Source organism: Kitasatospora sp. NPDC043949 (genome assembly GCF_056435365.1).
The window spans coordinates 26064-39049 of the sequence record NZ_JBWKEQ010000012.1 but is presented as its reverse complement, the minus strand read 5'-3'; the positions used below and the strand labels follow the sequence as shown (position 1 = coordinate 39049).

Below are 12986 nucleotides of genomic sequence, written 5' to 3'. Positions count from 1 at the left end.
CCCGATTATCGCGCGGCCCGGCATCCTCGACCCCGAGTCGGTGGCGGATCAGACCGACAGGTAGACCGCGCTGCCGATGCCGGCGAGGAAGCAGTAGAGCGCGAACGGCGTCAGGCTGCGGGTCTCGAAGTACTTGGTGAGGAAGCGCACCGAGACGTAGCCGGCGACGAAGGCGGCGATGCTGCCGGCGACGACCGGGCCGAGGACGGCGGAGTTCTCCGGCTTGAACAGCTCCGGCACCTTCAGCACGGAGGCGGCCAGGATGACCGGGGTCGCGAGCAGGAAGGAGAAGCGGGCGGCGTCCTCGTGGTGCAGGCCGCGCAGGATGCCGGCGCTCATGGTGACACCGGAGCGGCTGATACCGGGGAAGAGCGCGAGGATCTGGGCGGCGCCGATCCAGGCGCCCTGGACGAAGCCGAGCCGGGCGAGGCGGTGGTCGGAGGCGATCGCCGGGTCGAGGCCCGGTTCCTCGGCGGGCGGGGCGGCGTGCCCGGCCCGCCGACGGCCGGTGCCGCCGCGCTTGAGCCGTTCGGCACCGAGCAGCACCAGCCCGTTGAGGGCCAGGAAGACGGCGGCCGGGACGGGCTTGCCGAGCGCGTTGCGCAGCGCCTTCTCCAGGGCGAGGCCCGCCACCCCGACCGGGATGGTGGAGATGATCAGCAGCCAGGCGAGCTTCTCGTCCCGGCTCTCGACCCGGCGGCGGCGGATCGAGCTGAAGAAGCCGCCGATCACCCGGACCCAGTCCTTGCGGAAGAACACCACCAGCGCGAACGCGGTGGCCAGGTGCAGGCCGACCAGGACGGCGAGGTAGGAGGAGCCCTCGGCGGTCATGTCGAGGTCCCGCTGGATCTTCCCGCCGATCAGGGCGGGGAGCAGGATGCTGTGGCCCAGGCTGGAGACCGGGAAGAGTTCCGTCACACCCTGCAGCAGGCCGACGCCTATCGCTTCCGGGTAGGTCAGGGTGGACATCGCGCACCTTCGCTCGGGGGTCTGGATCCGGGGGAGCCCCGCGAAGCTACTACGGGCATGTAGACGCCCGGCAGCCCCGCCGCCAGAAGTTCATCGAGCGGACGTCTGGGCGCCACCGCCGCCGGTCAGCCGCCGGTCAGCCGCCGGTCACGCCGGTCAGTCGCCGGACCGCGCCGCCGACCCGCCTCCGCCGAGCGGCACCCGCCGCCACGCCCCGCCGCCGGCGGGCACCGGCGCGGGGGCGAAGTCGTAGCGCGGCCCGTCCGGCCCGAGCGCGAGCAGAGAGATCGAGGAGGACCCCCAGATCCGCCCGTCGCCGAAGTCCCGCCGCTGGATCAGCGCCGCGTCGTCGTCCAGCGGCAGGCCGTCGCCCGCGACGATCGGCAGCCAGTCGCCCCAGGCCCGTTCGGCGGACCCGTCGCCGGTCGGCTCCGGCCGGGGCGCGGCGGCGAGGCGGGCCCGGAAGCGGTCGGCGCGGGCGGCCATCAGCGCGCGGATCCGCTCGGAGGCGGTCCGGTTGGCGGCCGCGCCCTCCAGCCCGTCGTTGAGCACCACGCTGAGGCCGACCGGCAGTTCGCGCTCCTCCAGCCGGCCGCCGCCCCAGCTGGCGACCCGGGCGCCGTCGGGCCGGACCAGGACGAGGTGGAACGGGTCGTACGGGGTGAGGTCGAGGTGGCCGATCCCGCCGTCCCGGACGGCGGTGAGCGGCAGTTCGCCACGGGAGAGCCGGGTGTCGGCGGGGGCGAGCGGCCCGAAGCCGTTCAGTAGGCAGGCGGCGGTCCGCCGCCCGGGGTCGACGGCCAGCCAGGTGCCGCCGGCGGCGAGGTCGAGTCCGCCGACCAGGGCCGGCCGGTCCGGCCAGTGGTGGTCCGGCGGCAGCCAGTCGCGCCCGAGGTACTCGTCCCGGACGGAGAGGAGCAGCACCGGCACAGCCGCCCCCGGTTCGATGCTGACGAACGCCGTACACACGATCGCGGCCCCCTGACCTCGCCCGGCGGGGGCACGCGTGGTGGCGCCCCCGCGGTCGATCCTCGCACTCCCGTTCGCGCGCCGGGAGTGCGCGTCCGCGCCCGGAGGTTCCCCCGGGCCCTCCCTTTTCGGCCGCCGCCGTGCCACACTCGCCCCACGGCCGGGCGCACGCGAAGTGGCCCAGGATTCTGTGGTTCGAATGCACCAGGAAACGGGTCCACCAGGTCCCTAGGCTGGCGGTCATGACGACGAACGAGCACCAGCCGACCGAAGCGCCCGTCCCGGCCCCCGCCCAGCGCCTCGCGCTGCACAGCCTGGCCCCCGACTTCTACCAGGCCATGATCGCGGTGGACCGCGCTGCCCGGAAGGGCATCGACCACACGCTCGCCGAGCTGGTCAAGGTGCACGCCTCGATGATCAACGGCTGCGCCTTCTGCATCGACATGCACAGCACCGACGCCCTGAAGGGCGGCGAGCAGGACCACCGGCTGCTCTCCCTCCCGGCCTGGCGCGAGACCCCCTGGTTCACCGCCCGGGAGCGGGCCGCGCTGGCCCTCACCGAGTCGGTCACCCTGCTGACCCAGGGACACGTCCCGGACGCGGTCTACGCCGAGGCCGCCGCCCGGTTCGACGAGACCGAGCTGGCCCAGCTGATCGCGCTGATCGTCACCATCAACGCCTGGAACCGGATCGGGGTGGCCTCCCGGCTCAGCCCGGCCGCCAAGTGAGGCCCGGGAACATGGCGGACATGACGGATATGGCGGACATGGTGGACGTCCAGCAGGAGAAGGCCCGGCTGCTCCGGGAGCTGCACCGGCCGGGCGAGCCGCTGGTGCTCGCCAACGTGTGGGACGCGGCGAGCGCCCGTCTGGTCGCCGCCGCCGGAGCGCGGGCGGTGGCGACGGCCAGTGCGAGCGTCTCCTGGTCGCTCGGCAGCCGGGACGGCGGCGGCGCCGACCTCGAACAGGTCCTCGTACGGACGGCGCAGGTGGTCCGCGCGGTGGACCTGCCGGTCACCGCCGACCTGGAGAGCGGCTTCGCGCGGACCGCCGCCGGCGTCGGCGAGTCCGTCGCCGCGCTGCTGGCCACCGGCGCGGTCGGCGTCAACCTGGAGGACGAGGGCCGGCCGGCGGCCGAGGCCGCCGAGCGGATCGCGGCGGCCCGGGCGGCGGCGGACGCGGCGGGCGTGCCCGCCTTCGTCAACGCGCGCACCGACGTGTTCCTGCACGGGATCGGCGCGCCGGAGGGCCGGCTGGACGACGCGGTGCGCCGGCTGCGGGCCTACGTCGAGGCGGGCGCGGACGGCGTGTTCGTGCCCGGTGTCGCGGACCGGGAGACGATCGCCGCGCTGGCCGCGGCCGTCCCGGTGCCGCTGAACGTGCTGGCGGGGCCGGGCGCGCCGTCCGTCCCGGAGCTGGCGAAGCTGGGCGTGGCCCGGGTCAGCCTCGGCCCCGGGCTGGCCGAGGTGGCGTACGCGGCGGTGCGCCGGGCCGCCGCGGAGGTGTACGCGAGCGGCACCTACACCGCGCTGGAGGGCGGACTGACCTACCAGGAGCTGAACGGCCTCTTCTGAGCGGGCTTCTCGCGGTCCGTCCAGCGCTGAGCGGGCCCGGCGGCGCGGGCTGGACGGCGCCGGGCGGGCCCGGGTACGGCGAAGCCCCGGCTGCCGCCGACGGGGGGCGGCGGCAACCGGGGCGGTGCCCGGTGGGCGTGGTCGGCCGATCCGGGTCAGCCGATCTGACCGCTGAGCCCCGGGTGGGTCATCTGGTTGGTGCCGACGGCCTCCACCTCCTGGGCGGCGTGGCCGACCACCGGCAGCTTGCCGGCGGCGTGGATGGCGAGGTCGGCCGGGGAGAGGTTGAGACCGTCGGTGAGGCCCCCGGTGGCGTCCGGGGAGCTCGCGGTCTGGGTGGTGGCGGACGCCGCCGGGGCGGCGAGCGCGAGGCCCGCCATGGTGAGGGCGGCCAGGGTGGCGAGTTTCTTCATGCACTGCCGAACGACCCGGGCCGCCTTCAGGTAACCGGACGGCTCAGACCGTCACCCGCAGGGTTCGCACGCTGTTGCTGATGAAGGAGCCGATCGGCTCCGGCGCGTCGCCCTCGGCGAGGGCCAGCCCGGGGAACCGCTCGAACAGGTGCCGCAGCGCGGTCTCGGCCTCCAGCCGGGCCAGCCCGGAACCGAGGCAGAAGTGCGGGCCGTGACCGAGCGACAGGTGCCGGTTGGGCCGGCGGGTGACGTCGAAGCGGTCGGCGTCCGGGTGGTGCCCGGCGTCGCGGCCGGCCGCCGCGTAGGAGGCGAGCAGCGCCTCGCCGCGCCGGATCACCACGTCACCGACCTCGATGTCCTCGGTCGCGTAGCGCAGCGGGAACTGGCCGACCGGCGAGTCGTAGCGCAGCGTCTCCTCGATGACCGCCGACCACGGCTGCTCGCCGGAGAGCACCAGCCGCAGCTGGTCGGGGTGGGCGAGCAGGGCCCGGACGGCGTTGGTGATCAGGTTGAGCGTGGTCTCGTGCCCGGCGACCAGCATCAGCAGCAGGGTGCCGACCAGCTCGGCCTCGCTGAGCCGGTCCCCGGCCTCGCGGGCGGCGATCAGGTCGGTGGTGAGGTCGTCGCCGGGCGCGGCCCGCTTGGCCGCCACCACGGAGCCCAGCAGCGCGTACAGGGCCTGCTGCGCGGCGGCGGCCGCCGCCGGGGTGGCCGAGCTGGAGACCAGGGTGTCGGAGAGCTCGTGCAGCCTGTCCTGCTCGTCCAGCGCCAGTCCGAGCAGTTCGCCGATCACCTGCATCGGCAGCGGGTAGGCGAAGTGCTCGCGCAGGTCGAACGCGCCGTCCAGCTCGGCGACCCGGTCGAGCAGCGAGACGGTGCGGGCCTCGATCGCGGGCGCCAGGTCGGCTATTCGGCGCGGGGTGAAGGCCTGGCTGACCAGGCCGCGCAGCCGTCGGTGGTCGTCGCCGTCGGCGGTGACCATGCCGGGCACGGTGACGAAGTTGAGCAGTGGCCAGCCCTGGGGCAGCCGGCCCTCCCGGAAGGTCGTCCACAGCTGGGCGTTCTTGCCCACCCGGTGGTCGGCGAGCAGCGCCTGGAGGGTGTCGTGGTGGGTTATCGCCCAGACCACCACCCCGCCAGGGAGCTCCACCAGGACCGCGGGGCCGGCCGCCCGGAGGCGGGCGTTCTCCTGGTGCTGGTCGCGTCCGAAGGGGTCGAGTCTGACGGGCTCGGGTCGGGGGTCGACGGCGGTGTCCATGCGGGCCTCTCGGGGGCTGGCGGGCGGGGCGGGGTGAAGGCGCTGTACAGCACCGGCAGGCCGAGCAGGGCCCGTGACCACGGGGACGGGCGCCATCCCAGGTCGCCGGACGGCACGGCGAGTTGGAGATCGGGCAGGCGGTGCAGCAGGGTCTCGACGGCGGTCTCGACGATGATCCGGGCCGGGTGCTGGGCCGGGCAGACGTGCCGTCCGGCGCCCCAGGCGAGGTGGGCCCGGTTGCCGCCGAGCGAGCCCTGGGCGGCGGAGGCGACGCCCTGGGCGGCCGGGTCGGCGTTGGCCGCGGCCAGGCCGAGGACGAGCATGTCGCCGGCGCTGATGTACTGGCCGCCGAGGACGGTGTCGCCGGTGGCCCAGCGGCCGGGGAAGTTCTGCGTCGGCGGGTCGCGCCAGAGCACCTCCTCCAGCGCGTCGGAGACGGTGAGCCGCCCGCCGGTGAGGGTGGCCCGGAACCGGCGGTCGGTGAGCAGCAGCCGCAGCGTGTTGCCGGTCCAGTTGATGCTGGTCTCGTTGCCCGCGACCAGCATCACCACCAGGTGGTGCACGGCCTCCTCGTCGGTGAGCGCGGCCGGGTGGGCGAGCAGCCAGGAGGTGAGGTCGGCGCTGGGGGCGGTGCGGCGCCGCCGGACCAGGTCGACCAGGATCGCCTGGAACTCGGCGTTGGCGCGCACCGACTTGGGGCCGCTGTCCACGAAGTGGCTGATCAGCTCGACCAGGTGGGGCCCGGCCTCGCGGGGCAGGCCGACCAGCTGGGTGAAGACCAGCAGCGGCAGCGGGCGGGCGTACTGGGCGATCAGGTCGGCGGTGCCGTCCGGGCCCCAGCTGTCGATGAGGTCGTTGGCGCAGGCCTCGGTGGTCTCGCGCAGCTGGCGGTGGTCGATCTGGGAGAGGGTGTCCGAGACGGCGGAGCGCAGCCGTTGGTGCTCGGCGCCGTCCAGGTTGAGCAGGGTGGGCCGCCAGGAGGTCATCGGCAGCAGCCGGGAGTCGGGGGACAGCCGGCCCTCGGCGGGCACCCGCCAGCGGCGCGAGTCCTTGGAGAACAGTGCCTCGTTGCGGGTGAGTTCGAGCAGTTCGGCGTAGCCGAGGACGAGCCAGGCCTCGACCCCGGGCTCCAGCTCGATCGGCGCCACCGGGCCGTAGCGCTGGCGCAGCCGGGCGTACAGGCCGTGCGGGTCCTCGGCGACGGCGTGGCCGTACAGCGGGGTCAGCGGGATGCCGGTGGGCAGGCTGCCGCCGTGCGGGACCGGGCAGCCGGGGGAGGCGGTGCCGGGTTCGGGCGCGGTCATCCCTGGAGCTCCAGGATCGAGCTGCGGTGCAGGTGGTCGACGAAGTCGATCAGCAGGTCGTAGGACTGCCGCCGGTCGCGGGCGTCGCAGTGCAGGATCGGTACCTCCGGCAGCAGGTCGAGGGCGGAGCGCAGCTCCTCCTCGGGGTAACTCGGCGTGTCCGAGAAGGTGTTGACCGCCACGGCGAACGGGATGCGCTGCTCCTCCAGGCGGCCGAGCACGTCGAAGCTCTCGTCCGGGCGGCGCAGGTCGACCATGGCGATGGCGCCGAGCGCGCCGCGTGACAGGTCGTCCCAGAGCGGCCAGAACCGCCGCTGCCCGGGCGTGCCGAACAGGTACAGCGCGAGCCGCGGGTTGAGCGTGATCCGGCCGAAGTCGAGCGCGACCGTGGTGGTGGTCTTGTCGCCGCGCCCGGTGAGGTCGTCGATGCCGCTGCTGGCGGCGGTCATCGTCTCCTCGGTGCGCAGCGGAGTGATCTCGCTGAGCGAGCCGACCAGCGTGGTCTTGCCGACCCCGAACGGGCCGGTGACCAGGATCTTCACCGCGCCCTGGACCGAGGACGGCAGGTACCGCGGCTCGGCGGGCAGGTCGGCGGTGGCCCCGGGGGCTTCAGCGGAGTTGGCGGAGGCCAACGAGCACCTCTTCCAGAAGGGTTGCGGGCAGGCGTTCGGCCTGCGGGACGGGCGGGAGGACCTGGACGGCGCCGAGGTCCCAGAGGTCGCCGACCAGCACCTTGACGACGCCGAGCGGCAGCCCCAGGTGGGCCGCCACCTCGGCGATCGACAGCAGGCTGTGGCAGAGCGCGAGGATGCGCCGGTGCTCGCGGTTGAGCAGGGCGTGGTCGGGGAGCTCCGGCGGCTCGGGTAACGCGCTGACCAGGCTCTCGATGGCCAGCTCGGCCCGGGTGGACCGGCTGCGGCCACCGGTGATGACGTAGGGCCGGACCGGCCCGCTCACCGGTGTCCCCCCGCCGCGTGGTCGACCCGCGGCGGGCTGGTGAGGTGGCTGCCGATCCGTTCGACCAGGACCTGCATCTGGTAGGCGACCAGGCCGGCGTCCACGGCGTCGCTGGTCACCACGGCCAGGTGCGCGCCGGCCCCGGCGGCGACGATGAACAGGTAGCCGCCGCCGTACTCGATGATGATCTGGCGGGTGGCGCTGCCCGGTCCGCCGAACCCGGTCGCGACGCCGCGGGCCAGCGACTGGAGTCCGGAGCAGGCGGCGGCGAGCCGTTCGGCGTCCTCGCGCGCGATGTTCGCGCTGCGGCCGATCTCCAGGCCGTCGTTGGAGACGACGACGGCGTGCTGGACCTGCGGGACGTTGACGATGTCGGCGAGCATCCAGCCGAGATCAGGGGTGGTGGTCATGGAACTCTCCGGAGCGCTGGGGAAGTCGGGGGGAAGCGGGCAGGGAAGGGTCGGGCTGGGCCTGGGCCCGGGCGGCCGATCGGCCGCTGGCGGTGCCGGCCTGGAACATCGCCATGAACGCCTGCGCGTCCCGGGCCGAGCGGTACGGCGGGGCGGGCGGCGGCGCGGGAGAGGCGTGCTGGGCGGGGCGGGCGGCGCGGTCGCGTCGGTGGCTCCGGCGGGGCAGCGGCGGCGGGGTGTCGGCGGCCGCGGGGGGTCGGCCGGCCGGCGGGATCTCCACCAGGGGGTGTCCGGCGGGGTGTCCGGTCGGCCGGAGGTCGGTGCTGAACGCCAGGTCGTCCGGTCCGAGGCCGGGGACGGTGGGCGGCAGCGGTTCGGTGAGCAGGGCGTTCGGCAGCATCACGACGACGCGGACGCCGCCGTACGGCGAGGGCGCCGAGCTGAGGGTGACCCGGAAGCCGTACTGCTCGGCCAGCCGGCCGACCGCGGCGAGGCCCAGTTGCGGCACCTCGCCGAGCCGGGAGACCTCCAGGCTGGTGCCGCCGGCGAGGGCGGCGGCGGCCTTGGCGACGGCCTGTTCCGGCATGCCGACGCCACCGTCGTCGATCTCGATGACGGCTCCGTTGTGCACCGGCATCAGGGTGACGAACACCTGGGTGCTGGGCGGGGAGTAGCGGGTGGCGTTGTCCAGCAGCTCGGCGACGGCGTGGATCAGCGCCTCGGCGGCGGCGCCGACCACCGCGGTCTCGATCCGGCTGCGGACCACCACCCGCTGGAACGGCAGGATGCGGGACTGGGCGCCGCGCACGACGTCCTCCAGCGAGACCGGCTCGGGCCAGTGGCGGCCGGCCCGCGCGCCGCACAGCACGGCCAGGGTCTGGGCCAGCCTGGCCTGTTGGGCGGCGGCGTGGTCGGCCTTGAGCAGGCCCTCCAGCAGCGCCGGGTCGTCGTGGGTGCGTTCCATCTCGTCGAGCAGGGCCTGCTGGTCGTGGGCCATGACGAGGATGCGGCGGGCGACGCTGAGGAAGGCCCGCTGGGTGGAGGCGGTGAGTTCCTGCTCCTGCTGGACGGCGGCCAGGTCGGCGCCGCGGCGGGAGAGTTCGGCGCCGAGCTGCTCCTGGAGCCGGGCGAGGTCGCGCCGCAGCCGGTCGGCGCGGCGGCGCTGGGTGACGGACACGGCGCGGTACCGGGCGGTGGCCACGAGGGCGAGGGCGGCGAGTACGCCGGTTGCCGTTGCGCACCACTGAGTCATCGTCACGCCGCGAATTCTAGGGTGATGATCCTACGAAGGTGTGAACGGATCTCGCCAAGTGACCGGATCTCGTCAATATCCAGTCAATACGGCGTCAAACCGGCGCCGTTCGACCGCGATCCGGGCGGCCCGAGGACGTTCGTCCCCGGTGGGGCGCCTGCGGCGCGTCGGCCGGGCCGGGCGGGAGATGGCCGAGTCACGTCCTGGGATGTGTGGGGAACGTGTGCACGGTGTTACGGAAGGGGCGACGTCCGGTGCAGGAGCAACAGCGCCACGTCGTCCGGCCGGGACCGCCGCTCGGTCACGTTCAGCGTGAGCAGGTCGGCCAGCCGCTCCAGCGCGGGCGCCGCGCCGGCCCGGGCCGGGCCGGTCTGCCGGGCCCACAGCTCCAGCCCGCCGAGCATCCGCTGCACCGACTCGTCGTAGTCCTCCTCGCGGTCCTCGACCAGCCCGTCGGTGTACACCAGCAGCGTCTCGCCGACCGCCAGCCGACCGGCCGTCAGCGGGTACGGCTGCCCCGGGTCCACGCCCAGCGGCGGCCCGCCCGGCAGATCGAGCTCGACGGCCCCGGCGTCCGCGATCCGCACCGGCGCGGGATGCCCGGCCCGGGCCGCGGTCAGCGCGCCGTCGGCCGGGTCCAGGGCCAGGAAGAGGCAGGTCGCGAACAGGTCGGTGTCCAGCTCGGTCAGCAGCCGGCTGGTCCGGGCCAGCGTGGCGGCCGGATCGTGCCCGTCCGTCGCGTACGCCCGCAGGCCGCTGCGCAGCTGGCCCATCACCGCCGTCGCCTCCGCGTTGTGGCCCTGGACGTCGCCGATCACCAGCCCGATCCGGCCGTCCGGCAGCCTCAGCAGGTCGTACCAGTCGCCGCCGATCTGCATGCCCTCGGTGCTCGGCAGGTAGCGGGCGGCGCTGGCGATCCCGGGCAGCCGGGGCAGGGTGCGCGGCAGCATCGCGCGCTGCAGCTCGGTGGCGCGGTGGTGGTGGGTGTCGTACAGCCGGGCCCGCTCCAGGGACTGCGCCAGGATCCCGGCGAAGGCCGAGTACAGGGTGCGGTCCTCCCGGCCGAACGCCCGCTCGGCGGAGAAGGTGATCAGGCAGGAGCCCACCTGCCGCCCGGAGGCGACCAGCGGCAGTACCGCCCAGGAGGCCGGGGTGAGCGGGCCGTGCCGGCCCCGGCCCGCGTCGGGCTCGCTGAACAGCGGGGCCGAGCGGGTCAGCGCGTGCTGCATCACGTTCTCGGAGAGGTCCGCCAGCCGGGTCAGCTCGGTGCGCCTCGGCCCGCCGTACACGGTGTGCGAGACGGGCAGCAGCCGGCCCTCGTCCACCAGGTCCAGGACGATGCTGGCGGCGCCGAACGCCGGGCGGGCGACGTCGGTGACGGCGGTGGTGACGTCCCGGACGGTCACCGCCCGCGACAGCGACCGGGTGAGCGCGAGCAGCAGTGCCGTCCGGGCCCCGCCTGGGGTGGCCTGCTCCTCGGCCTGCTCCCGGGGGTGTTCCCGGCGCTGGTCCCGGTCCTGGCCCTGGTCCCGGTCGGAGAGCAGCCCGGCGACCCGGACCGGCCGGCCGTGGACGTCCAGCATCACCTCGCCGGTCTCCTCGATCCGCGCCACCTTGCCGCCCCCGCGCAGCACCCGGTACCCGATCCGGTACCACCCGCCGGTGGTCAGCGACTCGGCGAGCGCGGCCTGCACGTCCGGCAGGTCCTCCGGGTGGACGATCCGGTCCAGCTCCGGAGCGGAGCCGTCGGCGGTGGCGGGCTGGCCGGTGACCCGGAACGCCGCGGCGTCCCAGTAGCTCTCGCCGGTGACCAGATCGCGCTCGAAGGCACCGTGCCCGGCCGCCCGGACGGCGAGCGACAGCATCGGGTGGGCCAGCCCGGCGGGGAGGCTCCCGGCCCCGTCCGGCGGTGCCCCGGCCGGATCCTGGGGTATCCGGGCGTCCGCGTGGTCGAGCAGGTGGGACAGCCGGTGGGCGCAGGCCTCGCCGATGGTCTCCAGGACGTCCAGGTCGCGGCGGGGGACGGTGCCCCGGTGGGCCAGCGCGAGGGCGAGGACGCCGACCGGCCGCTCGTCGACGACCATCGGCAGGGCGATCACGGCGACCATGCCGGTGCCCATGCCGACGTTCTTGTTCGGGTAGTCGACGCTGGTGTGCTCGGGACTGAGCAGGTAGGGGCGGCGTAACCGCAGGGCCATCGCGGCGGGGAGGTCACTGGCCGGATCGACGGTGCTGTAGCGCTCGTGGGCCCAGTCCGGCAGCCCGTGCGAGGCGGTCAGTCGGAGCATCCCGGCGGAATCCAGCAGGTAGAGCGCGGAACCCTCGCCGGTGATCCACCCCGGCCCCTCGGCGAGGACGGTGCCGAGCAGTTCGGCGGCGCTGGTGCAGCCGAGCAATAAGCGCACGCAGCGCATGGGGCTGCGGGCGGTGGGACTGCTGCGCGGCGTCCGGCTCTCGTCCTCGGAGGGGGGAACCCACGGAGAGCTCAGGTCCATCGGATACCCGGCCTTTCCGCTCTCGGGGGGTGGGTGCCCTCTGGGTGCCCGAACGGGCACTTAATTCTTAATACCTTATTTCTCAAGCGGGTGCTGAAGCGGGTGAATGGTGACCCAGACGGCGCACCAGCACCAGCGTCCGGTCGTCCGCCGCGTCCCGCGCCACCGTCCGGACCAGCCGCTCCGCCGCACCCCGGGTGAGCTGCTGCTGCGTCCGCCACGGCCGCACCACGGGCTCGGCCGCCGCCAGCAGCCGACCCACCCCCTCGTCCAGATCCCGACCCGGCACCTCCACCAGGCCGTCACTGAACAGCAGCAGCGAATCGCCCCGCCGCAGCCGCCCCGACACCGCCGGATACAGCGCGCCCGACACCAGCCCCAGCGCCGGGCCGCCGTGCCCCGACCGCGCCCAGCCGCCGCCGTCCGCCCGGCGGAACTGCGCGGGCGCCGGATGGCCTGCGTTGAACAGCAGGTAGTCGCCCGTCGCCGGGCGCAGCGCGAGGTGCACCGCCGTCGCGAAGTCGTCCTCCCAGCCCATCCGCACCAGGTGGTCGTTGGCCGCCGGCAGGAACGCCTTCGGCGGCACCCGCCCCAGCAGCATCGCGAACGCGCCCGACAGGTGCGTCGAGCGGGCCGCCGCCCGGCTGCCCTTGCCCGACACGTCCACCAGCAGCAGCTCCAGCAGATCCTCCTCGGGGCGGTGCGCGCACAGCAGGAAGTCACCCGAGAACGAGGTGTCGCCGGCCGGCGCCAGCGCACTGTCGAAGTGCCAGTCGAGCAGCCGCTCCGGAAGCCGGGCCAGCGTCCGGGTGTGCTCGGCCAGCTCCAGCAGCATCGAATCGCCCTGGGTCCCGCGCAGACCCAGCCGGTGCCGGAACCGGTTCGCGGCCAGCACCGTCACCGCGGTCGCGGCCAGTACCAGCGTCACCCCGATCCGCACCCCGAGCGGATCCCGCACCACCGCCCCCAGCACCCCGCCGGCCAGCGCCGCGCACACCAGCACCAGCAGCTGCCCGCGTCGCAACAGCAGCCCGCCGACCACCAGCGGCAGCACCAGCGCCGACGGCGGCCAGCTGTACGGCAGCACGATCGGCAGCACGCTCAGCACCGCGGTCACCCCGAGCAGCACCCCCAGCGCGTACCGCGCGGCCCGGGCGTTCCCGTCCAGCAGCCGCAGGTACCACCGCCGCGCCCTCGCTATCGGTGCGGGCACGTGGACCTCCGCCAAGGGGTCGGCGGTCCCCTGTCATGACCACCAGTCAGCCCGGCCACACTAACCCGTCCGCCCCCACGACCCCCAGGCCCGCTGCCTGCCCGCCGCACGGGAAGTCGGCGGGTCCGACTTCTCGCGCACGCCTCACCCGGTGCGCCGGCCGTTCCGTCGTC

13 protein-coding genes are annotated in these 12986 nt (G+C 74.8%); 2 read left to right on the top strand and 11 right to left on the bottom strand.

What is annotated here, in order from left to right:
- Positions 1–48 precede the first annotated feature (48 nt).
- Both AC07AL_RS12650 and AC07AL_RS12645 read right to left on the bottom strand, forming a co-directional pair.
- The gene (locus tag AC07AL_RS12650; protein ID WP_478317400.1) at positions 49–969 is read right to left on the bottom strand and encodes an undecaprenyl-diphosphate phosphatase; all 921 of its coding nucleotides are present in this window, start codon (positions 967–969) and stop codon (positions 49–51) included.
- Positions 970–1125: 156 nt separating this feature from the next.
- Complete coding sequence (locus AC07AL_RS12645) at positions 1126–1938, bottom strand: NRDE family protein (protein WP_400985418.1); 813 nt, start codon at positions 1936–1938, stop codon at positions 1126–1128.
- 242 nt (positions 1939–2180) lie between these two features.
- Between AC07AL_RS12645 and AC07AL_RS12640 the strand changes: the two genes are divergently transcribed.
- Positions 2181–2666 carry a carboxymuconolactone decarboxylase family protein gene (locus AC07AL_RS12640; protein WP_363581359.1) on the top strand — a complete coding sequence of 162 codons (486 nt, stop codon included), beginning with the start codon at positions 2181–2183 and terminating at the stop codon, positions 2664–2666.
- Between the two features lie 20 nt (positions 2667–2686).
- Positions 2687–3511, top strand: coding sequence for an isocitrate lyase/PEP mutase family protein (locus AC07AL_RS12635; RefSeq protein WP_400804515.1), 825 nt, complete (start codon positions 2687–2689; stop codon positions 3509–3511).
- 155 nt (positions 3512–3666) lie between these two features.
- Here the strand turns inward: AC07AL_RS12635 and AC07AL_RS12630 are convergent, their stop codons facing one another.
- From AC07AL_RS12630 to AC07AL_RS12590, 9 genes are all read right to left on the bottom strand, one after another.
- Positions 3667–3924 carry a hypothetical protein gene (locus AC07AL_RS12630; RefSeq protein ID WP_350880538.1) on the bottom strand — a complete coding sequence of 86 codons (258 nt, stop codon included), beginning with the start codon at positions 3922–3924 and terminating at the stop codon, positions 3667–3669.
- Positions 3925–3967: 43 nt separating this feature from the next.
- Complete coding sequence (locus tag AC07AL_RS12625; RefSeq protein ID WP_363581355.1) at positions 3968–5074, bottom strand: cytochrome P450 family protein; 1107 nt, start codon at positions 5072–5074, stop codon at positions 3968–3970.
- Positions 5038–6486, bottom strand: coding sequence for a cytochrome P450 (locus AC07AL_RS12620; protein ID WP_363581353.1), 1449 nt, complete (start codon positions 6484–6486; stop codon positions 5038–5040). Before AC07AL_RS12620 ends, AC07AL_RS12625 begins: the two co-directional genes overlap by 37 nt.
- Positions 6483–7118, bottom strand: a complete 636-nt coding sequence (locus AC07AL_RS12615) for a GTP-binding protein (protein WP_400327462.1) — start codon at positions 7116–7118, stop codon at positions 6483–6485. Before AC07AL_RS12615 ends, AC07AL_RS12620 begins: the two co-directional genes overlap by 4 nt.
- A complete protein-coding gene (locus AC07AL_RS12610) occupies positions 7096–7443 on the bottom strand; it encodes a DUF742 domain-containing protein (protein ID WP_350880532.1) in 348 nt (115 codons plus the stop codon). The genes AC07AL_RS12615 and AC07AL_RS12610 overlap by 23 nt, the downstream gene beginning before the upstream one ends.
- Positions 7440–7853: a roadblock/LC7 domain-containing protein gene (locus AC07AL_RS12605; protein ID WP_063348307.1), complete on the bottom strand. Its 414-nt coding sequence runs from the start codon at positions 7851–7853 to the stop codon at positions 7440–7442. Before AC07AL_RS12605 ends, AC07AL_RS12610 begins: the two co-directional genes overlap by 4 nt.
- Positions 7837–9105 carry a sensor histidine kinase gene (locus tag AC07AL_RS12600; protein WP_478317433.1) on the bottom strand — a complete coding sequence of 423 codons (1269 nt, stop codon included), beginning with the start codon at positions 9103–9105 and terminating at the stop codon, positions 7837–7839. Before AC07AL_RS12600 ends, AC07AL_RS12605 begins: the two co-directional genes overlap by 17 nt.
- Positions 9106–9338: 233 nt before the next feature.
- Positions 9339–11600, bottom strand: a complete 2262-nt coding sequence (locus tag AC07AL_RS12595; protein ID WP_478317399.1) for a SpoIIE family protein phosphatase — start codon at positions 11598–11600, stop codon at positions 9339–9341.
- Between the two features lie 82 nt (positions 11601–11682).
- Positions 11683–12813: a PP2C family protein-serine/threonine phosphatase gene (locus AC07AL_RS12590; protein WP_363581347.1), complete on the bottom strand. Its 1131-nt coding sequence runs from the start codon at positions 12811–12813 to the stop codon at positions 11683–11685.
- Positions 12814–12986 lie beyond the last annotated feature (173 nt).